This window comes from Halotolerantifilum yawarlongkerapense, from assembly GCF_054506745.1.
In genome coordinates this window covers 2,859,184-2,882,762 of record NZ_CP199719.1, presented here as the reverse complement: position 1 = coordinate 2,882,762, position 23,579 = coordinate 2,859,184, and the positions used below count along the sequence as shown (strand labels likewise).

General features: G+C 56.7%; 22 protein-coding genes. 5 read left to right on the top strand and 17 right to left on the bottom strand.

Annotation, left to right across the window (positions count from 1 at the left end; translation table 11 throughout):
* Positions 1–15: 15 nt before the first annotated feature.
* From ACULM0_RS14075 to ACULM0_RS14065, 3 genes are all read right to left on the bottom strand, one after another.
* A complete protein-coding gene (locus ACULM0_RS14075; RefSeq protein WP_463678172.1) occupies positions 16–588 on the bottom strand; it encodes a hypothetical protein in 573 nt (190 codons plus the stop codon).
* Positions 589–663: 75 nt separating this feature from the next.
* On the bottom strand, positions 664–1,053 hold the full coding sequence (locus tag ACULM0_RS14070) for a GNAT family N-acetyltransferase (protein WP_463678171.1): 390 nt from the start codon (positions 1,051–1,053) through the stop codon (positions 664–666).
* 15 nt (positions 1,054–1,068) lie between these two features.
* Positions 1,069–1,425 (bottom strand): hypothetical protein, encoded by a 357-nt coding sequence (locus tag ACULM0_RS14065; protein ID WP_463678170.1) that lies wholly within the window; start codon positions 1,423–1,425, stop codon positions 1,069–1,071.
* Between the two features lie 433 nt (positions 1,426–1,858).
* Here ACULM0_RS14065 and ACULM0_RS14060 point away from each other — a divergent pair, with 433 nt between their 5' ends.
* Entirely contained in the window at positions 1,859–2,797 is a 939-nt protein-coding gene (locus ACULM0_RS14060) for a DMT family transporter (protein ID WP_463678169.1), read from the top strand.
* On the opposite strand, the gene ACULM0_RS14055 is transcribed toward ACULM0_RS14060, so the two are convergent.
* Positions 2,794–4,458 carry a GGDEF domain-containing protein gene (locus ACULM0_RS14055; RefSeq protein WP_463678168.1) on the bottom strand — a complete coding sequence of 555 codons (1,665 nt, stop codon included), beginning with the start codon at positions 4,456–4,458 and terminating at the stop codon, positions 2,794–2,796. The two genes, ACULM0_RS14060 and ACULM0_RS14055, sit on opposite strands and share 4 nt — an antisense overlap.
* A 220-nt stretch (positions 4,459–4,678) precedes the next feature.
* Between ACULM0_RS14055 and ACULM0_RS14050 the strand changes: the two genes are divergently transcribed.
* Positions 4,679–5,155, top strand: coding sequence for a LiaI-LiaF-like domain-containing protein (locus ACULM0_RS14050; RefSeq protein ID WP_463678167.1), 477 nt, complete (start codon positions 4,679–4,681; stop codon positions 5,153–5,155).
* 67 nt (positions 5,156–5,222) lie between these two features.
* Here ACULM0_RS14050 and ACULM0_RS14045 read toward each other — a convergent pair whose 3' ends face one another.
* The 5 genes from ACULM0_RS14045 to ACULM0_RS14025 form a co-directional block, all read right to left on the bottom strand.
* Positions 5,223–7,127 carry a DUF2207 domain-containing protein gene (locus ACULM0_RS14045; protein ID WP_463678166.1) on the bottom strand — a complete coding sequence of 635 codons (1,905 nt, stop codon included), beginning with the start codon at positions 7,125–7,127 and terminating at the stop codon, positions 5,223–5,225.
* A gap of 11 nt (positions 7,128–7,138) precedes the next feature.
* A complete protein-coding gene (locus tag ACULM0_RS14040) occupies positions 7,139–7,687 on the bottom strand; it encodes a LemA family protein (protein WP_463678165.1) in 549 nt (182 codons plus the stop codon).
* A 45-nt stretch (positions 7,688–7,732) separates the two neighbouring features.
* Positions 7,733–8,965 carry a hemolysin family protein gene (locus tag ACULM0_RS14035; RefSeq protein ID WP_463678164.1) on the bottom strand — a complete coding sequence of 411 codons (1,233 nt, stop codon included), beginning with the start codon at positions 8,963–8,965 and terminating at the stop codon, positions 7,733–7,735.
* Between the two features lie 289 nt (positions 8,966–9,254).
* Positions 9,255–9,719 carry a GNAT family N-acetyltransferase gene (locus ACULM0_RS14030; protein WP_463678163.1) on the bottom strand — a complete coding sequence of 155 codons (465 nt, stop codon included), beginning with the start codon at positions 9,717–9,719 and terminating at the stop codon, positions 9,255–9,257.
* The gene (locus tag ACULM0_RS14025) at positions 9,716–10,903 is read right to left on the bottom strand and encodes a DUF4932 domain-containing protein (RefSeq protein WP_463678162.1); all 1,188 of its coding nucleotides are present in this window, start codon (positions 10,901–10,903) and stop codon (positions 9,716–9,718) included. The genes ACULM0_RS14030 and ACULM0_RS14025 overlap by 4 nt, the downstream gene beginning before the upstream one ends.
* Before the next feature lie 166 nt (positions 10,904–11,069).
* On the opposite strand from ACULM0_RS14025, the gene ACULM0_RS14020 reads away from it, so the two are divergent.
* Complete coding sequence (locus ACULM0_RS14020) at positions 11,070–11,744, top strand: HAD family hydrolase (RefSeq protein ID WP_463678161.1); 675 nt, start codon at positions 11,070–11,072, stop codon at positions 11,742–11,744.
* Positions 11,745–11,759: 15 nt separating this feature from the next.
* The gene (locus tag ACULM0_RS14015) at positions 11,760–12,266 is read left to right on the top strand and encodes an N-acetyltransferase family protein (RefSeq protein WP_463678160.1); all 507 of its coding nucleotides are present in this window, start codon (positions 11,760–11,762) and stop codon (positions 12,264–12,266) included.
* 42 nt (positions 12,267–12,308) lie between these two features.
* On the opposite strand, the gene ACULM0_RS14010 is transcribed toward ACULM0_RS14015, so the two are convergent.
* The 4 genes from ACULM0_RS14010 to ACULM0_RS13995 form a co-directional block, all read right to left on the bottom strand.
* Positions 12,309–12,833 (bottom strand): permease, encoded by a 525-nt coding sequence (locus tag ACULM0_RS14010; RefSeq protein WP_463678159.1) that lies wholly within the window; start codon positions 12,831–12,833, stop codon positions 12,309–12,311.
* Positions 12,830–13,306, bottom strand: a complete 477-nt coding sequence (locus ACULM0_RS14005) for a permease (RefSeq protein ID WP_463678158.1) — start codon at positions 13,304–13,306, stop codon at positions 12,830–12,832. Before ACULM0_RS14005 ends, ACULM0_RS14010 begins: the two co-directional genes overlap by 4 nt.
* Positions 13,303–13,671 (bottom strand): PadR family transcriptional regulator, encoded by a 369-nt coding sequence (locus ACULM0_RS14000; protein ID WP_463678157.1) that lies wholly within the window; start codon positions 13,669–13,671, stop codon positions 13,303–13,305. Before ACULM0_RS14000 ends, ACULM0_RS14005 begins: the two co-directional genes overlap by 4 nt.
* 125 nt (positions 13,672–13,796) lie before the next feature.
* Entirely contained in the window at positions 13,797–14,507 is a 711-nt protein-coding gene (locus ACULM0_RS13995; RefSeq protein WP_463678156.1) for an ATP-binding protein, read from the bottom strand.
* 187 nt (positions 14,508–14,694) lie between these two features.
* Between ACULM0_RS13995 and ACULM0_RS13990 the strand changes: the two genes are divergently transcribed.
* A complete protein-coding gene (locus ACULM0_RS13990) occupies positions 14,695–16,803 on the top strand; it encodes a hypothetical protein (protein ID WP_463678155.1) in 2,109 nt (702 codons plus the stop codon).
* A 43-nt stretch (positions 16,804–16,846) separates the two neighbouring features.
* Here the strand turns inward: ACULM0_RS13990 and ACULM0_RS13985 are convergent, their stop codons facing one another.
* Genes ACULM0_RS13985 through ACULM0_RS13970 form a run of 4 tightly spaced genes read right to left on the bottom strand, consistent with a single transcriptional unit; the run spans position 16,847 to position 23,447 of the window.
* Entirely contained in the window at positions 16,847–17,554 is a 708-nt protein-coding gene (locus tag ACULM0_RS13985) for a response regulator transcription factor (RefSeq protein WP_463678154.1), read from the bottom strand.
* Complete coding sequence (locus ACULM0_RS13980; protein WP_463678153.1) at positions 17,526–19,067, bottom strand: HAMP domain-containing sensor histidine kinase; 1,542 nt, start codon at positions 19,065–19,067, stop codon at positions 17,526–17,528. The genes ACULM0_RS13985 and ACULM0_RS13980 overlap by 29 nt, the downstream gene beginning before the upstream one ends.
* A gap of 38 nt (positions 19,068–19,105) precedes the next feature.
* Positions 19,106–20,203: an efflux RND transporter periplasmic adaptor subunit gene (locus ACULM0_RS13975; protein WP_463678152.1), complete on the bottom strand. Its 1,098-nt coding sequence runs from the start codon at positions 20,201–20,203 to the stop codon at positions 19,106–19,108.
* A complete protein-coding gene (locus tag ACULM0_RS13970) occupies positions 20,196–23,447 on the bottom strand; it encodes an efflux RND transporter permease subunit (RefSeq protein ID WP_463678151.1) in 3,252 nt (1,083 codons plus the stop codon). The genes ACULM0_RS13975 and ACULM0_RS13970 overlap by 8 nt, the downstream gene beginning before the upstream one ends.
* Positions 23,448–23,579: the final 132 nt, after the last annotated feature.

Here is a 23,579-nt window from a genome sequence, read left to right as displayed (position 1 = left end):
TTCTATGTATGTTTCTCAGTAGAGCTTTGGAAAGGTCTTCTGCTCCACACGCCAGGGCGAGATGTTTCTCTCTTGGCTGAGTACTTGCTTTCCGCTTTCTGTGTAGGCGTTGATCGCGAAGCGGGAACCAGTGAATCCGGTCATATCTGCGATCCAGAAGGCGTAGTCCTTCTTCTCGATCAAGCGCGCAGTGACTTTATCATGGGTCTCGCGCGAAACCACCGTCAGATGATCGACACCATGTTTGGCGATCACACCAAAGAAAAGGGGCTTGGTGCCCTCCACACTGGGAAAGTACATGTCGCTCATCCCCAGTCGTTCGATGGTGGTGATCAGGTCCCCCTGGTAGCCGCTGTAGACGATCTTGTATCCGTTGAAGGTTTTTTTGGCCACGGCAGTACCCAGCCCCTCCTCCCTTCGGTAGAACAGAAGCGTCTCCTCCCCGAGAGCTTCTTCGTGGAGGAGCTCAAGGTTCGCCGCCGTCGAATAGGAGGCCAGTGCATCCACCGCCGTCTTATCACCAGCGAGGTAGTAGCCGGTCAAGGCTAGAATAGTCATCAGGAAAAACAGTATGATCAGCTTCTTCAATGTCGTTTCCTTTCTCCGTTCATAGGAACTTTAAAGATGGACAACGGGATCATGTCCCCATTGTCCATCCGATTATTAGCGGCGCATGCCGACGGCGAAGGAGGCGAAGCCCAGGTCCTCGTAGTAGGAGACCAGGGACGCTTCACAGAGCAGTTGTACATGCATCCCTCCCTCGGCAGCTTTCTCCACCAAGCGTCGGGTCAGCTCAGCACCGATCCCGTGACCCCTGTGGCTGTTGCGTACCCCCACCCCACAGAGATAGGCGTGTAGCGCTCCGTCGGAGACCAGGCGGGCGGTGCCCACCAAGATCTCATCGGCATAAGCGTGGCACACGGCATAACTGCCCTTCAGGGCGTGCTGGAGCTTTTCCTCTCCACCGGGCCCCAGGTGCTCCCGCCAGCTCAGCAGATCATAGAGGTCCAATAGGTCGCTATAGTGTCTGAGTTCCTCGGTATACCGAATCATTTCGCTCCCTCATTTCTAGAAAAGCAAGTTGGCCACGAAGGCTACCAGGTTGATCAGGAAAAACCAAACCCTGGGAAAGGTCACGCCCCCCACGAAGCCCTCTCGATCGCGTACCGTTGAAAATGCAGCCGCTAGGTTCAGACGACGGACCTGTTCGCTCTGCCCCATGCCGCTCATCATGTCGGATACACCGGGTTGATGGGGCAATCCCTCGCGCATGATGCGCAGGATGCGCTCGAGCATAAAGCCGAGCGAGAGCATGGTCCAGATGAACAGGAAGTCCTCCAGACTGCTCGGTTTGAAATAGAAAAAGGTCCCCACTTCAATGAGGATGAAAAAGATCAGTTGAAAGCGCCATAAGATTCGGAACATCGAACCCCTCCTTCTAGTGGATGGTATACCCATCGACAGGGTGGATATGCAGTTCCCTTGTCACCTTGACCAACCCTTGGCTGCTCTGTACACAGGGGTGCGGTAGGTCCTCGAACGGGATTTTTTTTATCAGCTGCCATTTTTTTCATCAAGGTGGAGAAACACCCAGGTACAGGAGCTCGACCGCCAAGGGTCGGTCCACCGGATCGTCCGGTGGGTCCTACTGAAAAAGACAACTCCCCTTTGCGAGCAGGGCTATACATACGTATGACACCTTTTGAGGGCAAAAAGTTTCAAAAAAACGCAAATTTTCGAGAAGATGAGCCTACCTTTTCTCCTGCGACCGATTGCCCCTTGCCTCGGAAGACACAGGGATGTAGAATAGTGTGAATACTTGGTCAACCAGATCTTAAGGACAACTGGAGGTGAACCCATGGTTGAAGAGAAACAGACGCTACTCGCTCCGCTGATGATCCTCGGGGCGGCCATCTGCTGGGGAGTAATCGGACTCTTCATTAAGCCACTCGGCGCCGGTGGTCTCCAGCCGATACAAATCGCCCAGATCAGAAATCTCCTGGCCTTGGTCGGGTTCATCCTTCTCTTCGCAATCACGCGAAGACGCATACCCACCGTGGCCGTCGGAGACCTGTGGCTTTTTCTGGGTACAGGCGTCGCGAGCATCGCGCTCTTCAACACCCTGTATTTCTACACCATGGAAATGAGTACCTTGGCCGTGGCCAGCATCCTGCTCTACACCTCACCGGTGTTCATACTGCTCATGGCAAGGATCTTCTTCGGTGAAAAGCTCACAAGACGAAAGCTCTTCTCCGTCTTTCTCGCCATCACAGGCTGCGTTTTCATCACCGGTCTCATCGGGGACAGCCCGAAGATCGGTACCCTCACCCTGATCACGGGGCTCGGCTCTGGCTTCTGTTATGCCCTGTACAGTATTTTCGGACGGATGGCCATCGCTAAATACGATAGCCTGACGGTGATCACCTACACCTTTCTCTTCACGACCTTCTCCCTGCTTCCCTTTAGTCGTCCCGATGAGATCTACGCGCTCATGGGCGGGACCCCTGGGCTTATGAAAGACGCGCTTTTCCTGGCCATCCTATCTACCATGATTCCCTTCGTTCTCTATACCACGGGGCTGAGGTACATGGACACGAGCAAGGCCGGGATCCTGGCCTGCATCGAACCGGTGGTGGCCAGCCTCGTGAGTGTTTTTGTTTTTCACGAGGCCTTCGGCTGGACCCACGCCCTGGGCATCACCCTGGTCCTGACATCCATCGCGATCTTAAACCTCAGACAGCGGAGAAGCGACAAGTCAGCTCACCCCTCACGACGCGAGGAAGGGCCCGAGATCTAACGATCCGTGGCCCTCCTTTTCATTTGTCTCTTTTTCGCGTACATCTCGAGGTCCGCCCGGTGAAGCATCTTTTCCGCCGTCAGATCCAGCTCTCGGTGGTAGGTCACACCACCCGAAGCGAGGCCGAAGGCGTAAGCCGTGGTTCGGTTTACCTCTCTGATAAGACGATCGAGCGTCACAAGGCCCCTGCGAAAATCCTTCTCTACCGATCCGGGTAACAGACAGGCGAACTCATCACCACCGATCCGGTAGCAGCTACCCCTGTCCCCGAAGGCCTTCTCGATGCAGGTGTAGGCGTGGACGATGGCCTCGTCCCCCACCACGTGCCCATATGTATCGTTGATCTCCTTGAGATTGTTGAGATCGAAAACGGCCAACCGAAGACCGTGTAACTCATCCGGCACCGTGAAGCGCGACTCGATCTCCTCGGCGAAGGCCATGCGGTTTCCCCCACCCGTTAGGCGGTCTTGATAAGCCATATGCTGGAAGAAGGAGGCTTCATAACTTTTCTCGTAGAGCAAGATCAGGCGCTTGATCGACCCGATCGCCAGGAAGAAGACAAAAAGTAGGATCCCCACGTGCGTAAAGACAGAAGTGTAGAGGGGACCGACCCAATAGAAATTGATCAGTTCGAGCAACCCGAAGGGAAACAAGATCAGAAGCACCCTACCGAAGCGCATGGCCAGTTCGTTCTCCGGATAGTCTCTACGCTCTTTGACCAGAGAATAAGTGATCAATAGCATCGCGATCAAAATCAGCAGATGGGTCATGATCACGGTGGCGAAGAAGCCGGCTATGCCTGAAAACTGCAAGAACAGGATGACGGTCAAGTTCAAGAGAAAGAGATCTCTGCATCCGATGAGTAGCCTGGCGCGCCTGGGCAGGACCGTTTCCCCGAGGTAGGCCAACAGGGGAACTGGAAAGAGCGATAGGCTGATGTAAGCCAAACCACCCAAGACCAGCTGACCGCCCATAAAAAGCTGTAGCACCCGCGTCTCCGCCAGCATCCAGAGGGACAAGATACCGGCAAAAAAACCTATGCACCGCAGATCGCGCCCCTGGACTCCCGGGAACAACAGGGAGGATAAGATCATGATGAGCCCGATGAACAGGATCATGCCGCTGATGCCCAGCGACCAGGCGTGCGTCCGCAGGAGCCAGTAAAGCAGGTCGCCGCGGCTACCGTAGTGGACCTCATTCAGGATACCACTCATCCGCTCAAAGGGAGACCTGTAGGAAAGGGTGAGTACCTTACCCGTTACCTGGTCTGGTAAATCCACAAGGTGCCAGGCGCTGACCATGGGGAGCACGGGAAAACCAACCCTCTTGTAACCCACTTCATAGATGCGCTCACCATCCAGCTCAACGCGGACATCGGCCAGCGATCCTCTCAAGAGTAGGGTTTGACCACCAATCTCTTCTTCTCGAATCACCCGCCGGATGCGGACGGACTCGCCGGCAGCCACCGCCAGCTCCTCGGGCAGCGGAGGTAACTGCTCCCCGAGACCCTCCACATCAGTGAGAAGCCAACCCGTGTTCAACGGATAGACCGCTTCCCTTTCGGGCGAGAGGTCCTGTCCGGGCATCCACCAGAAAAGAAGGGAAACCGCCAAGAGGAGCACGAGCCAATGGACCTGATGATGCCCTTTTCTTCTTTCCACGTTGCTACCTCCTCTCTTCTTCCAATCCCTTTATCTTTATCCCAAAATCGACAGCAAAAACAACTTTTTTCTACCTTCACACATTTTGGGCAAGAAAGCTAGCGCATGCATGCGTGCAAAGCCATCAGCCTAAGACCTTAACCTTGTTCGGAAGACTGGACGAATACTACCATCCATTGTAGACTGAAGACACATCCAAAGATAGAAAGGACGATTAACCATGTCGAGAAAGAATCTACTCCCTGGTATCCTGCTCATTCTTCTGGGTCTCTTCTTCCTGCTCCGCAACCTGGGCTGGATCCGCCTGGATCTTTCCTCCCTATGGCCGTTGATCCTGGTGGTCATCGGGCTCAGCTTCGAGTTTTCCTATTTCACCGGTGGTGGGCACCCGGGTCTCTTGGTCCCCGGCGGGATCCTGACCACCTACGGCCTGCTCTTTCTCGCGGTGACCTTCTTCCCTTTTTTCTCCATGCAGCATCTGTGGCCGCTATTTTTACTGGGACCGGCCGTTGGTCTCTTTCAGCTCTACCTTTTCGGCGGCCGGGAACGCGGTGTAATGATTGCCGCTAGCATCCTGTCGGGACTGGGGCTGATCTTTCTCTCCCTCTCGGTGCTATCCCTCTCCTTTACATTCCTCGTCCCTCTTCTGCTGATCGGCGTGGGACTGCTGATCATCTTTGCAGGTAGAAAATCTTAACATTGAAAAGGCCTGGCTCATTCGAGCGCAGGCCTTTTCTATTATTCTCAATAAGCTTATCGTCGGTCTACCAACCGCCACCGCCGCCACCGCCGGAACCGCCGCCGGCACTACCGCCGCCGAAGGATCCACCACCACCGCTCGAAGAGGGGGCAGAGGTCATCGTTTGTGATACCGCCTGCGTCTCTGCATTCAGGTGGGAGGCGAAGTAGACGGCACTGAAGGTCCCCACCCGGTTCTGATTGTCATACCAGTCGGGCGCGTCAAGGGCGATGGATTCAAACTGCTTGGCCCACTTGTCCGTTACCCCGAGCACCATGGCGTAGGGCAGGATATGGTAGAAATAGGCCGGGTCCTCCGTGACCAGGGTCTCGATTCGGTCTTTCTCCGCATTCTCCATGAAACCTTTGAAGCCCAGAAGATGGGCCATCCAGATATCACCCTGCTTTGTCCGCTTGCTCGCGTGCGGGGCCAAGTACATCAAGGCCACCGCGAAGAAGGCCGCGGGATAAAAGGACCAGTGCACCGTACCCACAGTGAAGACCAGACTGAGCAGCACGACACCGAAAATGGTCATGAGTATCCCGATGGCATAGGTCTTGATCCGATCACCGGGCAGGCGCTTTTTCGCCCGATAGAAACTAGAACCCGCTCCGGCGAAGATCAGCGTGAACACGAAGGCGCCGATACCGCCGAGAATCGCACCGATTCCCAGGTCAAAGGGAGCCACCAGGTGTGCCATGCCCAGACCCACGAGGAGAAAGAGTAAAAAACCGAAGAAAATCATCGCAGCGGTAGTCCCCTTACCCGAGCGAGAGTAGACGCGACGCGATGCATCACCTGTGAAGGAACCGGCCAAGCTCATCTTGACCTCACCGATGGTCTTGTAGAAGGAGTCCTTCAGATCGCGGATATCTACCACATTGTCCAGGGCGTACTCGTCAAAGAGATCATTGAAATACGTGGTCTCGAAATGACGACGGTCACCAGGCAAATCTTTCAGCTTCTCGAGGTAGATGCGGTTCTTCGTTTTCTTGAAGATCACACCCTCCTCTTCCTCCTGTTCGATGATTTTCAGATAGCCTTGGTCCGCCCAGTAGACGAGCATGGCCGTCAGATCGTAGGAATCCACCTCTCCATCGTAGATATACCCGATTTCAGCCGGGGTGAGTCCCTCGGGTGGGTAAAACTCGACGGTGGGATAGATCGGATCGTTACGGCCGTAACGTTTGAACAAGAAGCCCCCGAGACCCGCGAGAAGCAGGATCAGGACAGGGTAGAACTTCAGCACCGTCGCCCAGAGGAAGGTCTCTTCTTCGACCTCGGTGTAGTAGCCCTCGGGCAGAGGAAGTGCCACGGTGAGCGCTTCGCCCGGGTAAAGCACGCGGTCTAGAGAGCCAATGATTCTGTTCCCCTCCACGCGGTAGGTCACGGCATCGTTCGCCGTGCTCCCCGTGCTACCGTAGGTGAAATTCAAGGCGGAAGTGTCGAAAGCCTTGGGCATGGTGATCTCGAACTCCGTCCGCTGGATAGGCATCTGCCAACTGGGCCCCACGATGTTAAAATACAACTCGTCGAGCTCCGGATTGCGATCGTCGCCAACCTCGTAGTTGTACAGGATCTCGTAGGTCATCCGTTGCGACACGAAGGTGTCGGGATCTCCGATCTTCAGCCGCAGGTGACCGTTCTCACGGCTGGTCTCGTAGGAATGGCCGGGAACGGCCACGTCACTGATATCCACCGGTTTATCGTAGTAGGTCCGCAGGGGGATATCCCTGAAAATTCCGTGCATGTCACTGCGGTTGAAGGTGACCTCCAGGAACTCGCGGATGTCGTAGCTGTTGTTCTCCTGCACCTCCATCTGCACGCGGAAATTCTCCACCTGCAGATCGTAAGCCATGGAGACGGATCCGCCCACGGCCAGGAGGAACAAGAGGAGGGTCAAAAGTAGGCTGCGTCTGATGTGTCTCATCCTATCGCCTCCTAGAAGGAGACCCGAACGTTCTCTCGCTCCGTCTCCTCGATGGTGAAGAATGGGTACTTGGAGAATCCGAAGGCCGAGGCGACCAGATTGGCCGGGAAGGACTCCACGCGCGTGTTCAGGTTCTTCACGACAGCGTTGTAGTACTTGCGTGATTGTGCGATGTCCTCTTCAATCTTCTGGAGCTGTTTTTGCAGATCGAGGAACTGGCTATCGGCCTTGAGGTTCGGGTAGCTCTCGCTCAAGGCAAAGAGTGATTTCAACGTACCCGACAGCATGTTCTCGCCCTGTTGCCTTTCCTCGAGGCTATCGGCGTTCATGGCCATATTGCGTGCCTGGATCACCTGCTGTAGCGTCTCTCTTTCGTGTGTGGCATAACCTTTGACCGTTTCCACGAGATTGGGAACCAGATCGTACCGCTTCTTCAGGTAGACGTCCATCGTGGAAAAGGCCTCATCGGCAGTGTTGCGCAGGCGAACGAAACCGTTGTACATGCCGGCGATGGTGATGCCGACGAGTAGTATGAGTCCGAGTAAAATAAAAATCGTCATAAATACCTCCTTATCTCCCTTGTGCTCCTGTATATATCAAAGATGTCAGTCTAGGACATCCATCTTCAGACGTAAGATCCGATTCTGGGAAACCTCCAGAATCGTCACGGTGAATCCCTCGAGATCGATGACCTCGCCCTTCTCGGCAAGCCGGTCCAAGCGGTAGGTGATGTAGCCGCCGATGGAATCCACATCGATGGTCTCGATGCTGAGACCGAGCTCATTGTTCAGCTGGCTGATCGATGTGGCCCCCGATAGGATATACTGTCCCTCCCGGATCAAAACGACATTGGGCTCCGGTTCGTCGAACTCATCGGCCAGTTCACCGACGATCTCCTCGACCAGATCCTCCATGGTCACGATGCCCACCGTCCCCCCGTACTCATCGAGGACCACGGCCAGGCGCACGCGTTCTTTTTTCATCTCCTCGAGCACAGCGAGGGTGCGCTGAAACTCGTAGGTGAAGAAAACGGGCTTCATCTCCCCGGGCACTTGGAACTGTTGTGGATCCTTGCAAAAGAGCAGGTCCTTCACGTGGAGCACACCCAGGATCTCATCCAGGTGTTCCCCGTAAACCGGTAGACGCGAGTAGCCTTCCTCTCGGAAGAGCGTCATCGCTTCGGCGTAGGTGGCATCATCGGACAGCATCACGGCGTCGGTCCTAGGGATCATGACCTCTCTCACGCGGCTGTCTGCGAAGCGAAAGACGTTCTGGATCATCTGGCGCTCTTGGCCTTCGAGAACGCCTTCCTCGTGACCCACATCGATCATGGTCTTGAGTTCGCGTTCGGTGATCACCGAAACGTTCCCGTCATTGTGACCACCCAAGAGGCGCACGAGCAGTCCTGTGATCCGGGTGAGGAGCCAGACGAGCGGGGTGAAGAACTTGGTGAAATAAAGAATCGGTCTCGCCACCCGGAGGGAAACGGACTCCGCCTTTTCGGCCGCCAGTGATTTGGGGGTGATCTCGGCAAAGATCAGAACGACAACGGTCATCAAGGCCGTGGCGATACTGATCCCCACATCCCCGAAAAGATCGATGGCCAGGGCCGTGGCGATGGCCGATGCCCCGATGTTCACCAGATTATTGCCCACCAGGATGGCACCGAGCAAACGCGGTGGATCCTCCGCCAGACGCGAGACCACCTTGGCGTGCTTGCGTTTTTCCTCGATCATATGACGAATCCTCAGGGGCGTGAGGCTCATGAGGGCAGTCTCCGACGCGGAGAAAAAAGCGGAGGCTCCGATTAAGAAAATGAGTAGAGTCACTGGTATCATCAAGGTCTTCATCTCCTTCAGATTGCTACTCTTTAGTATACCCCAGTCTTTAGCCTTTCACCACTCAATCGCATAAGATCTTGCTCGCGCACTGGCCATCTCTTATGAACCAATATTGCCCCACCGGATACCAGCGCGTGATGTGCTGAAAAGCGAAGCCTTCGTTTGACTAGCATTTAAAAAAAAGGTGACAAAGTGGAGCTGGTCTGTATGAAGGTGACGACGGTTGATTATTGCATGCCAAAGGCAAGACCCCCCGCGTCTTAGATGTGGGGGGTCTTGCCTTTGGCTATGAACTCTTCTCAAATCGTAGTCGGTCCCAGTAGGCATCCTTCAAGGGTTTGAACCCGCATTTTTTCTCGTAGAAATGATGCTGGCCCCTTGCGTAGAGGGGTGTCTCGAGCTCCCAGCTCTCCACGCTCTCGTACATTTTTTCCACCTGTTTCCAAACGCGCGTCCCTACGGAACGGTTCTGGTGAGCAGGTGCAATGAAGAATAGGAAAACAGACATCCGGTTCCAACCGAGGTCTTCGATCAGAACGGCACCTACCATTTCATCGTTCACACAGATACTAAAGGGATGTATTTCCGGTCGGAGCGCATGCTGGGTCAGCAGTGTTCCGTCATCGTACCCCTTGGGCCCGGAGACCGCCTTGGGACCCAGATATCGCTTGGCGTCATGATCAAAGGTTTCCTTCATCAGGGGGATCAATGCGGGTAAGTGCGCCCGTGTCATGGGTATCAGTTCGATCATGCGTCTCCTCCTTCCGGTGCCATCTTGAGCAGCGACTCGCGATGCAGATCGTAGGCTTTGAGAAGCTCGGGCAGGTACTCGGAAAAGGTGGGATAGGTCTCACGGTCCGCCCGGTACGCCTTCAGCTGTTCCACGGTAAAGCGCGTCAGGTAGAAGCCCCGGTTCTCCTCGTGGGCGATCTGCTGGTCGGCTACCTCTTCCCCGAAGGTTTCTTCGATCCAGAGGACCGATACGGCCCGCAGGATCTGCTCTTTGAAAAAGATGCTGGGCTTGGGGTAGGCCTGCTTTTCCATGTAGCCCGCCACGGGATCGAAAAAGGCCTGCAGCCGGTACACTTTCAGGAGGGCCAGATGCTCGTCCACAGCCGGGTTGACAAAACTGTGGCCCCACTCGTGGTTGGTCAGGAGGGCCAGCTGGTTGCCCGAGATGAAGGCAGGCGCTTCTTCGGAGGTGCCGTTGGCACGAACCACCTGGTAAACCTCAAGCCCTTCCTCTTTCTCGATCGTGGCGCCGTAGCCGCCACCGGGGAACATGGCCGGGGCCAAGACCACGTGGTAGGATTCGCCCTGGGTCCCGTAGAAACCCTCCATCCAGTCGATCACCGATCGGGCGTCGTAGCCCTCGACCACCCGATCGAGATAGGTCGCGTAATCCGCCCGGTGGTCGTTGAAAAAGCTGGCGAAGTCCGACTCCTCGTAGAGGTCGATCAGGGCTTCCCTGAAGGCTTCCAGCTCCGCGACGCCACCGGCCCGATTGGTGAGGTAGTCCCCGTAGGCGTTGGGACGCATGAGGCTGGGGAGCCAACCGAAACGGAGGGCCAGGTGGGGTGGTGCATCGTAGGTAAAACCCCGCCCGGTCAACCTTTCCGCGATCTGCATGGCCTCATGGTCTCCGTAGGGTTCAAAGTGATCTTTAAGCGCCCGGTAGTAGGCATTGCCCTCACCTTCCGGGCCCCGCCTGTTGACCCAACTGGTCTGCGAGAGGACGCCGGCCATCAGCTCCATGCGCGGATCGATCATAACGGTCCCGATCTCTTCCGATCCCTCGGCATAGACCGGTTCGAGCGGCGGCAATACCTTTTCGACTTCGGCAGGTGGGGCCGCCTCACCCGTTCCACGATCGACACACCCCACCGCGACCGATACCAAGAAAATGATCATCGTGAATAAGAACAAACGTCTCATGAAAACCTCCCCCTGTGCTTTCCTATGTTGTACAGTTTATCCATTTGACACCCAATTCACAAGACCTATCGCCACTTCTTAATCTCGGCTTAAGACTTTTCGAAGCCACACCATTTTTTTGGTATACTAGAAGGGAACGCAAGGCATAGGAAGGAAGGATGATCTGATGAGAGAACTGATCTTTTTTGACATCAACGGCACCCTCATCGAACGGGATGAGCGTACCGATGAAATCTACCTGATTGCACTTAACGAACTTCTCGGAACAGAGGATGCTATGGCCGGTGTGGACAATTCGGCCCGGAGCGACCACGACGTCTTCAAAGAGGTGCTTGCCAACCATGGCATGGCCTACAACGACGCCATCTGGCGACAATTCCTCGATCTCTACGCCGAGCACCTGGAGGTCCACAAGCAGAGCGATATCTGGCGCGCCAATGTCGATGTGCTCGACTATCTAGAAGAACTGGCTCGCACCGATGTGGCGCTGGCCCTCATCACGGGGGAACTTAGCGTCGGCGCCCGATACAAACTGGAGAAGGTGGGCGTCTGGCACCACTTCCCCGTGGGTGGCTTTGGCGAGGACGGGCTGGAGCGACGTCAAATCGCAGAGGCCGGCCTGGAGAAGGCCAAAGCTCACTACGGACAAGATTTCGACCGCATCGTGGTCATCGGTGATACCACCCGTGACATCGATGTGGCCCGTCACCTCGGCGCCTTTGCCGTGGCCATCACCACCGGTTCCCACGGGCGCGATCAGCTCCAGGAGGCCGGTCCCGATATCATGATCGACCGGTTTGCAGACCTCGAGGGCATCGTTCCCACCCCGACAGAAAACTAGAGAGGAGACCAATTCATGATCAAAACCTATGAAACCAGCCTGGATGGCTTCACGATCCGCAGTGCCACGGAGAAAGATGTCCCCTTGATCCTGCATTTTATCAAGGAACTGGCGGACTACGAGAAATTGCTCCACGAGGTCACCGCCACCGAGGAGATCCTCCACCGGTCTCTCTTCGAGAAACACCAGGCCGAGGTCATCATCGCAGAAGAAGACGGTAGGCCCGTGGGCTTCGCTCTATATTTTCACAACTTCTCCACCTTCCTGGGCAAGGCCAACCTCTACCTGGAAGACCTCTATGTCACGCCCGAAGTACGCGGCAAGGGCTACGGCAAGGCCCTCCTTGCCTGCCTGGGGAAGATCGCCGTCGAACGGGACTGCGGTCGCCTCGACTGGTGGTGCCTCGACTGGAACGAAACCTCCATCGCCTTCTACAAGGAGATGGGTGCCATTGCCATGGACGAGTGGACGGTCTACCGCATGCAGGGTGAGGCTCTCACTGCACTCGCCGATAAACTATAGCCTACTGAAAAAAGAGCCGAACCCGGCTCTTTTTTTGTTGGTTCATTTTTCTTGTTTGAGCATGGGGATCGACTCCCTTGCCACCAATCCCTCCATCAGCACACCCATCAAGAGGAGGACGGCAAAGGTCAGGACGAAGCGCAGCAGGGTGAAGGCGGGGCCCAGGAACTCGGCCTCCACCATGAGCTGGGGAATCTTCAGGGCTCCCCAAGCGCCCAGGAAGAGCACGATGTTCTTGATGCCGGCTCCTTTTTTCAGCAGGCCGCTGGCCATGGGGAAGGCCACGTAGAGGGGGCCCGTGGGCAGGGTGCCCAGGAGGAAGGCCAGGGCCAAACCCCGGATCCCCGCCTCCCTGCCGAGCCAGCCCTGGATTTTCTCCTTGGGTAGCCAGGCCTCGATGAGGCCCATCAAGAGAAAGATCGCCGGCATGATCAGGACCATTTCCTTTAGGTACTGGACCAGGTGCGTCATCGAACGACCGGCCGTCAGGGGCCTGGCCCACCAGAGGATCAGGTAGATCGCCGCGATCGCCAGTGGCAGTTTGAAACGCTTGATTTGGTCCATCATAAGACCACCCCCATGACAGCGGCCACGGCGAGGGCGGCGAGAAAGCCGATCCCGTTTCTGAGAAGCGTGAACCGCTTGCCCAGTGCCTCGATCTCCAAGGGCGCCGTGACAAACCCCACCATCACGAGGGTCGTGACAAAGGCCGAGATCGTGGTCACCGTCGCCCCTGACCTCAGCAGCGAACCCGCCAGTGGAAAGGCCACCAGGGAAGGAATGAGGGTCACCGCGCCGATGGTGGCCGCGGCCAGGGTCCCTAGCCACCCGCTCCCCTCTCCGAGGAGACGCCCGATGGTCTCCGGCGTCAGAATCCCCAAGGTGAGGCCCACGATGCCCAGGACACCGAGCAGGCTCGGGGCAGACTTCATCAGGCCCTTGCCCGCCACACGAAAGGCTTTCTTGGTTTTTTTCTTGTCTTTGACAGCCGAGTAGACCAGTGCCCCGCCCGTGAGACTGTAGATGATCCATAAGGTCATGCGTTTTCGCCCCCTTCAAAACGTTCGATCAGGCGACCGATCCGCCTGCGTCTGTCGCGCAGGATCTCCACCCACTCCTCGAGATGTTGTTCTCCCGATAGGGTGATGCTATAGACCCGCTTCTTCGGCCCCTGTTCTCCCTTCTCCCATTGGGAGGCCACAAGGCCTTCGTTTTCCATCCGCCGGAGCCTGCGGTAGAGGGTGCTCAACTGGAGATCCTCCGTCTGGTAGCCAAAGGGCGCCAGGCCCTCGATCAGACCGTAGCCGTGGGCGGGGGCCTCCTTGAGCAGTATGAGCAAACAGGTTTCCATGTATTTTTCCATCTTGGGTGCCTGTCCCCCGCAGGGGACGGGTTGATTGACCATATTCCTGCTCCCTTCTATGTGCGTCATGCATATAGTTGCTGTGCACCTAGTATAGGACGTCTACCCGATCCGGTCAATTAAAAAGCACCTCCCGCTCGAAAATGAGAAGGAGGTGCAAAATCACATTATTTTCGTTTTCCGTCCACGCCCAGGGTGACTTCTTCGTAGGGTACGATCGTGCCCGAAGACAACATGGCATTCTTCACCGCCGAGATGATTCCTCCGCAACAGGGCACTTCCATGCGCACCACTGTGATGCTGGCGATGTCATTGCTCGCTAGGATCTGGCGGATCTTTTCCTCGTTGGCCCCGTTGTCATCGAGCTTGGGACAGCCGATCAAGGTCACACGGTTCTTGATGAACTCCTCGTGGAAGTTCCCGTAGCTGTAAGCCGTGCAGTCCGCTGCGATCAAGAGGTGGGCATTCTCAAAATAAGGTGCCGCAGGGTTGACCAGCATCAGCTGGACGGGCCACTGACCCAATCTAGAGGGCATTTCGTTGGGCGCGGCCGCTTTCGTCTTCTCCATGCCGAAGCCCACGGTGGCCGCGGGTTGTAATGTTTTCATCGCGGAACCGGCGCAACCGCCACCGGTCCTTACCTTTTTCGCCTTGATGTTCTTACGGGTGGTTTCGAAGGCCTCGGCTTCCTTCTCCACCAGGTGGATGGCATCCACCGGACACTCCGGTAGGCACATGCCCAGTCCATCACAGTAACTATCGGAGACGAGCTTCGCTTTCCCGTCGATAATCTCAATGGCCCCCTGCATACAGGCCGTAGCACACAGTCCGCACCCGATACACTTGTCCTCATGAATCTCAATCACTTGTCGTTTCATCTATCGTCACTCCTTTGAGGTTCTTTTGTTGGGTCCAGTATATCCTGTGAGGAAGAGTTCTGGCTGTCACCAGAGTTACATTTTGAGTTGTATTATCAAATTTCTCGCGGGCGCATATAAAAAAATCCCCCTGAGAAGCGGCGGGTACCTATACAATAGCCATAACTGAAAAAGGAGATGATCCGACATGAAACGCTTCTTGTTCTTCGCCCTGTTCCTGGTCCTGTTGACGACGACCCCCGCGCTGGCCGAAGAAATGGACTTCGGTGGCGAAAGCCTGCCCTACGATCAGGTCGTTGGATTCGATCTGAACGATATGCCAGGGGACGAGCTGCAACTCTACTATGCCGAGGGCCAGCTGGTGGTGGCCGCCTTCGATGAAGGAGGCGACGGCACGCCCGAGGATCTCCTGCGCTACGGGGCGGACGATACGCTCCTGGCCGCCCACCGGGATACCACGGGCGATGGGCGACCGGACCTCCTCTACCGGGTTGAGGCCGATGGTAGACGCACGCCTCTTGAGAACAGGGAGTCGGTGCCACCGCTGTTGAAAATCACCGCTGCCGTCGTGGGCGTTCTGGTCCTGCTTCTTCTTCTGCTGTACGCCTTCCTGCGGAAGAAGAAAACGACCGCTCTGCTGCTGATCCTCACGCTCACGGCGACCACCCTTCCTTGGGCTGCGGCCGAGGGCCTTACCGATGAAAACTGCGCCATCAACGAGGAGGCCTTTGCCTCGGACTGGCTCAAGTACTCTGATATCGACGACCGGATCGACCTGGTCTCCAGGAGCTTTGAAGCACAGGAGGCCGTGCGCTTTTCCGATCAGATCCGCGACCACTACGAGGCCATGTACCAGTTGACAGAGGCGCTCACTCTCGAGGAGTACAAGCGGCAAGAGGCCAAGAACACCAAGAACCTCTTGGTGCGGAATCTGAAGAACAACTACCTCAAGGCCTTTATGCGCCTCTCCTACGTCACCTACACGACCATCAAAATGGCCAGGGGCAACAAGGACGCTGTGAAGAAAATCCTCGATACCGGCACGGCCGGAGTCCAGGTGCTGACCAGTTCCTACAAGGTCCTCAAGAGCCTCACGCCTCCCGACGCTTCCGCCGGAACGAAGAGCGCTTCGGACCGGGCCACCGGCATCGCCAACTCAGCGGTCCTCGAGCTATTCGACAGCGGCTTCTCCGCCAAGGATGTCACGGTCAACCTGATCAACGACCTGCAGAAAGAAACCTTCGACGTGGTCAAGACCGTGGACAACTGGGACGACCCCAATCTCTCGGAGGCTGACTTCCAGCTCCTGAGGGACCAACAGTTGCGCAACAAAACCCTCGATGCCCTGATCGCCATGCTCGATAGGAACATCGAGGTGATTCGAGATGAGCTGGCCTTCCACGAAGAGGCTGTCCAGCTGGCAGAGAGCGATTACCAGGCTTCCCTGGCCGCCGAAAAAGAGCGGGTGCGACAGATGCTGATCGAAGACTGCAAGCGGCAGAAGGAGCGGGAGGAAGACCAGGGAGAAGAAGATGGCTCCCCACCCATGCCTCCTGCCGTGGAAGAGCCTATCGGTAGTGTGCCCACTACCCAGCAGCTCGCCGGTTTTTACACGGCGGTAAGCGATGCCCGGGTCTACGATCCCGAGAACGGTCCCCAGAACGTCTCCGGTACGAGCACCACGGAACTGCGGGCGGAGAACGAGACCACCCTGACCTTCGTGGACTTCACCAGCGACATCCTGACAGGTGTCCCTTACGACCCCGAAACCGGACACTTTGAGCTCACGGCGTCGGAACTCGACATCACCTACACCCTCTCGGGTCGGGCCTTCTTCGAGGGATCCACGCCCATGCTCGAGATGGTCATCGACGGGGGCGACGGTATGATCAGCTTCCACTTTGACGTTCTCGCCACCAAGAACACTGCCCCAAAGCTGGCAGATGGCATCCCGCCCCTCGACGCCCTCCCCGGTCTCTACATGATGAACGTCCGGACCGTCGACACCCGAGAGGGTGAGGCGGAGCGCGGGAGTCAGACGCTTGAAGTGTACGTAGCATTCGTCAACGGACACGTGGTCTTCGGTGATACGGCCGGTTACTTCACCCGCACACCCCTCCCCTATGACGCGGGCACCGGTACCTTTTCCTACGAAGAGACCTACGAGGAGACCACCCTTTCGATCAGCGGAAACGCACGCGTTGCAGATGGGATCCTACGCATCGAAATGCAGTCCCTGCAAACGGAGCCCGAAGGGACCTTCGAGGGGTCCTATGTCCTGGAAAAATTCCAATAGCCAGCTTCGTGTACTCCTATAGACATCAGAAACGCTCCCGGATCTAGTCCGAGAGCGTTTCTTTTGTCACTTTATAACCCACGCCCCACACGGTCTTGATATAGCGCGGTTCTGAAGGATTATACTCAATTTTCTCCCTGAGCTTGCGGATGTGAACGGCCAGGGTGGCCGGATCCTGGTCGGCGTCATAGCCCCAGACGCGGAGAAAAATTTCATCCTTTGTAAAAACCTTATCTGGGGTGGAGGCCAGCAACGAGAGCAGGTCGTACTCCTTCACGGTCAGGTTCACCTCGTCACCACCGGTAAACACCCGGCGTGACTCCGGATCGATGGTCAGATCACCGATTACGATTTTCTTCGAACGGTCCTTCTCCGAATCGCCTTTCAGGAGGGCATAACGGGCGAGGTGCGCCCTCACCCTGGCCACCAGTTCATGGGGGCTGAAGGGCTTCGTGATGTAATCATCGATGCCCAGTCCCAGTCCCTTGAGCTTGTCGATCTCTGAATCCCGGGCACTGACGATCATGAGCGGGATGTCTTTCACCGACCGGATGGACTCACAGAGCTTGAAGCCGTCGATGCCGGGTAGCATCACATCCACCAGGATCAGATCGAAGGCTTCGGAAAGCGCCAAGCGTCGGCCCTCGATACCCTCGGTGACAAGATGTACGTCGAATCCTGCCACCTGCAGGTATTCTTTCTCCAGTCGCCCGATCGCCTCGTCATCCTCGATGATCAATAATCGTTTCATCCGTCCTGTCCCCTTCCTCGATTCTCGGCAGTGATAGGGTCATGCGTAGGCCCCCTTCGGGGTGGAGATCGGCCACAATCTGCCCATCGTGGTCTTGTACGATCTTTCGACAGATCGACAAGCCGAGCCCTGAACCCGGTTGATCCTGATTGCGCGCTGGATCCACGCGGTAATACCGCTCGAAGAGCAGGGGGACCGTTTCCTCCGGTACCCCGGGGCCATCATCCCACAGAATGAGCTGTACGCAATCTGCCGTGGTCTTTGCCGTCACGTGAATGGTCAGCGGCCTTCGCCTCACATGCTTCACGCAGTTTTCCAGCAGATTGATCAGCACACGCCGCATCTTCCCAGGATCCACCTGGATCATAGCACTCTCCGCGGCTTCGGTCCTGATGACCATATCAATGTCGCGCTCTTCAAAGCGCCATTCCTGGAGTATGTCCCGCACGAAGGCCTCCACCTCCACTGGAATTTTTTGATACTGGGCCTTCACAGACTCCAATTCATTGTATAGCGATAACTCGGCGAGCATCGCATTCATCTCACCAATCTTGCGTCGCACATCCGCTCTGGATTGACGACGTGCCTCGGGCGTGGTGATGATGCCGTCGTGAAGGGCCTCCATATGCATCGAGATGCCAGACAAGGGCGTTTTGAGGTCGTGGGTCAGATGACTGATAAAGGTCATACGATTCGATTCGGTGGTTTCCCTGAACACCTTGGCTTCCGCCAGACCCTCGATCATCTCGTTGAGCTCCTCGGCCAGCGCATCGAATGGCCCCTCGCCCTCCACCTCGAGACGTACGGTGAAATCGCCCTCCGCTACGCGTTGGGTCGTTTCCATCATACGCTCCAGGCGTCTCGAGAAAGATCTCGTGAACCGAAAGGTCACCACGAGGAGAATCCCCAGGATCAATAGAAAGGCCGTTAGAAAATACCGCATCACGAAGGCGGCCACCTTAGCCGGTATGTTGACCACACGGGTGAGCAAATAAGCGCTCCCCCGCGTCCCGTCTTCGTATCGAAAGTCCAGTTGTCTCGACACAATGTAACCCGTGGCTTCGAACAGAGCACGATTGTGGGTTTTTTCCACTTCACCGTAGGCAGGTAACACCTGCCCTTCCACGGTATTGATTCTCTCACTGAGGCGGGCTGTCTCCTCTTCTCCCAGAGCGTTGAGGGGACGTACGGCATCGCCCCTCCGGATCAAGATCAGGTGATTTTCCACGGTCTCCAGTCGCTCCGGAGCAGGTCCTTCGAAGAGGCTTTCCGGATCCTCCAAGAGTGCGGTGTTCAGCGCGCGAAAGGCACTTTCCTCCTCGTTCCAGGTATCGAGCTGCCAGACCACCTGGTCAAAAAATGCACCGGTGGGTATGGGCACACCGTACCGTGGCCCTAGCATGGTGGCGATAAAAACCAACAGGATCACCAGAGGAAGCATAGAGACGGCCAACCAGCCGAGCGTGACCTTCCATTTCATGCGACGCACCAACAACTGCACATGGTCCTGCATTGCAACACCTCCAGACGAGTAGTGGCCAAAGCCTATCGCTATTCTATCACAACTGAAGCTCCGTCATCCAAATAGGTTTGACCGGAGACCACCAGGGCCTCACCGACCTCAAGTCCCTCTTCTACCACGGTCCATCCACCTTCTGAAAGTCCGGTGACCACCAGACGTCTGTTCGCCGTCCCGGCTTCGACCACGTAGACATAGCCTCCCTCACCATTCGAAAGGAGCGCCCTGTCCGGTATGATCAGGGCATCGGAGACGCCACCGATCATCAGGGTGATGTCCGCTACCATCCCCGGAAGGAGGCCCTCCACCTGCTCAAGGGATAGGGTCACAGGGTAGACGCCACCCTGTGGGAGCAGGCCGATTCGCTCCACGGTCGCGATGACGGGCTCTTCTCTATCGAGAAAGGACAGGTGCGCCCGCTGGCCGACGGCCAATCGATCGATATAGCGACTACTCACACTGGTCTTGACCTCCAGGGCATCGCCGGCGATCAGGGTGAACCCCTGACCCACCTGTGCAATTTGCCCTTCGGCCAGGGAGCCGGCCACGACGATCCCATCGATGGGACTCTCGTACACGTACTGGTCGAGCTGTTCTGAGAAACTGCTCACCATCTGTTTGCGATTGGACAGGGCATTCTGATAAGCAGAGCGTGCATTTTTCGCGTTGAGGGCCGCCTGATCGAGCGCCGCCTGTGCAGTGGCCCCTTCTTGGAACAGCGTCCGCTGGTCCTCAAGGTGCGCCTCAGCCTGCTCCAGCTGACGCTCGGCCTGGGCAACGCCCTCATCGAGCTGCTGCAAGGTCGTCGAGCGGTTGACCTCAAAAGAGGAGCGCTTGATCTCAAAGAGTACCTCCCCCACCTCAATCCGGTCGCCCACGTCTACGGTCACGCGGGTGATCTCGCCGGGGACACCCGCTACCACCTGGTAGGTGGCAGCGGGTGCAATCTCGCCGAGGGTGTAGAGGGTTTCATCCAGATTCCCCCGTTCGACCGGTGCAACCGCCACGGCGATGGCTCTCGGACCGATGGTCGCTTCCTCAATGGGAGCGGCTTCCGTGAGATAGGTGATACCGGCGACCGACAAAAGGACCAAGGCCAGACCGATGATAAGATAGCGTTTTTTACGCATGTTCTTCTCCTCCTTTGGGGATGAAACGTTTCTCGATACTATAGTAGATCATGGGAATGATAAAGAGGGTCAACACCGTTGCGGCCAAAAGCCCGAAGATCAGGGCAACCCCAAGCTGTCGAAAGGTGTCATTGTACAGAGCCAAGGGCAATACGCCACCGATGGTCGTCAGGCTGGTGGCGATGACGGGGATGAACCGGGTCTTCACCGCCCGTACCACGGCCATCAGGAGCGTTTCTCCCGATGTCCGCAGGTAATTGGCGTAGTCGATCAAGACGATTGCATCGTTCACGGCAATCCCCACCAGGGCTACGATCCCGAACATCGCGTAAAAACCCAGGGCGTTGCCCGTGAGCAAGAGGCCCGCGACAACCCCGATGAATGCGAAGGGTACGGATACCAAGATGACCACCGGTTGCAACAGCGAGTTGAACTGAACGGCCAAAACGATATAGACCAAGAGCAGAGCGATGAGGAAGTTCCTCAGCATATTCTGAATCTGCGTGTTGAGCTCCGCCACCTCACCGCCCACCACGGGGGCAACGCCCTGGGGTAGGTGGAGGTGCGCGACTTCTTCTTGGAACGCTACCATCAGGGCTTGACCGTTCACGTCCTCGGCAAGATCGGCTTCCACGAAGATCACCCGTGAACCGTCCTCCCGCTGGATCCGGCTAGATCCGGTGGTCCGCTCGATCTCAGCCACATCGGCAAAGAATACCGTCTCTCCGCCTGCGTTCGTCCAGCGGATACGATCGAAGTCCCGTAGGCTGTCGATCCGTTCTTCTCCTAAATAGAGGGTGATATCCACCTCATCCCCATCATCAAAGGTGCCTACGGTGCTTCCCGAGATCCGCTGGCGGAGCGTGCCTGCGATTTGGTTCACGGAGAGCCCATGGTAAGCGGCGCGGTTCGGATCCACGTGGATCGTGATTTCCCCTGCACCACCATCCTCGGAAGTTCTCGGATCGATGACGCCGTCGAACTCCCCGAGCACAGCCAGGTACATCTCCGCTGTTTCCGATAGATCTTCGAGATTGTCTCCCCTGAGGCCCACGCTAAAGGCCGCACCACCGGAGATCTGACCCATGGCCGACTGTTCCGTCAGCGTGAAGCTCACCCCGGGGATTCGCTCCAGTTCTTCCCGTAGGGCGTCTTTGATCTCTTTACCCGTGAGCGTCCGCTCATCTGGATCGACCAGTTCGGCCGTGATCGTCCCCAGGTGCGAACGGTTACCACCGGCGGTACTGGTGAAGGAGTCGAAGGCCTTTACATCGTATAGGATCGATTCCACCTCACGTACCAGCGTATCTGTATCGGCGATCGGGGTACCCACCGGTGCCTCGAGATCGATGACGATCGAAGCGGGCTCCATATAGGGGAAGAGCTCGATCGGCAGGCGTCCGGTGATCACCATAGAGACCGCTCCGCCGAACACGGCTAGCACCAGGACCAGGGCAACGGCCTTTTTGGAACGATCGACCAGAATATCGCCCAACCAGAGCCCATAGCGCGTGATCGCGGAAGCACCTGCACCGGCACGGTGCTTGGCGTACACCTTCACCGCGTAGACGCCCGTGAAAAAGATGGCGGCGATAATCGTGTAGGGTGTGATCTGAAATTCATCGGTGAAGGCCAGCGTGGAGAGAGCAAAGATCGCTAGCATCGAGAGGGTGTGGCGATGGACCGGTTTCAGCCGGGAACGCCCTTCCTTCTTCAGTGGCGTAAGCAATCGAGAGCAGAGAGCGGGTGTGATGACGATCGACACCACGAAGCTCGAAAGCAGGATGAAGATGACTGTTCGAGGCATAACAGCGAGAAATTTACCGATCGAACCGCCGGTGAAGGCCACGGGTAAAAAGGCCCCGACCGTCGTCAGGGTAGCCGCCAGAATCGCAGGGGCCACCTGATTCGTACCGGCCCTGGCCGCCTCTAGTCGTGTGACCCCCTCCTCTCGCAGGCGGTCGATGTTTTCCATGACGACAATCGCATTGTCCACAAGGAGTCCCAGGGCGATGATAAAACCCGTGAGGCTGATCGTGTTGAAACTGATACCCGTCGCTTGCATAAGCAGGAAACTCAAGAACAGGGAGAGCGGGATGACCATGGAAACGATCAGCGACTCATTGAGGCCGATGAAAATGTACAGTACAATGATCACCGTCAAGAGACCACCCAGGGCGTTGCTGATCACAGTGGATAGATCACGCGCCACATCCTCAGCCTGGTCCATGGTCACAATCAAGGAGACCCCCTCGGGCACAAGGTTACCCGGTGCACCTTCGAGGATCTGGTGCACGGCATCCGAAGGTGCGAGCACGTCATAGCCGCTTTCCCGTAAGATCGTCATGTAAACCGCCGGCGTGCTCTCTGTGGAGTCACTGCGGATGAAGACGCGCGATCGAGCGCGTTCCTCTTCGTAGCCATCTCGCACATCGGCCACATCCCGCAGGTACACTGTTCGGTCGGGAGTCTTGAGTAGCATCAGCCGCTCGAGCGACTCAAGGCTCTGGAAACGCTCGTCGATACGCACCGTCACCGCTTCGCCATCGAGAACCACATCACCGGCGGGGAGGGTCACATCGGCGCTACGCAGTGCACTTTCTATGAGCATCGGTGTGATCCCCAGGGCGGTCATGGCGCGTTCGTCTGCAATCAGCTGGATCTCACGGTCGCGCCCACCGGACAGTTGTACTTCCCGTACACCGGGTACGGTATCGATCTCAGATTCTACTCGCTCGGCGTATCGCTTGAGATCGGCCAGATCGTATTCTCCTGTGACGGTCAGCGTCATCAGGGGAATCTCCCCGGTCTCGATGATGCCGACCACCGGATCAAAAGCGCCCTCGGGCCAAGTGACCTCGGCCACCGCGTTTCGGACGCGCTGTTCTGCTGCATCCATATCGGTGCCTTCTTCAAAACCGACAACGGTCTGGAAATAGCCCGCGTTGATCGAGGTTTCCACCGAAGTGGTCTCCCCGAGACCCTCGAGCTTTCCCTCTACCGGCTCAGCGAGGAGTTCCTCGATCGTCTCGGGGGAAGCACCGGGGTACATGGTGTACACATAGAGCGTGTTCAGCGATACATCCGGGACAATTTCCTTGGGTAGATCACGGTAGGCCATGAAGCCTGTGATCAAGAGCGTCACGATGATGAGATAAACAATTTTATAACGACCGATCATCGCGGATGCGATCCGGCCGAGTAGGTTTTCCTTGGCAGTGAGTTCGGGTAACGTTGGTTTCAATGAAAGCGCCTCCTTTTCTTCTCCAGACCCATGATAAGGGAGACTCCTTTTGCGCGGCCTAAGAAATCCTAAAGAATTCCTAAAGTTCATGTGAAGTATACATAAAGCATGGGCCCCACCTTGCTTGAGAAG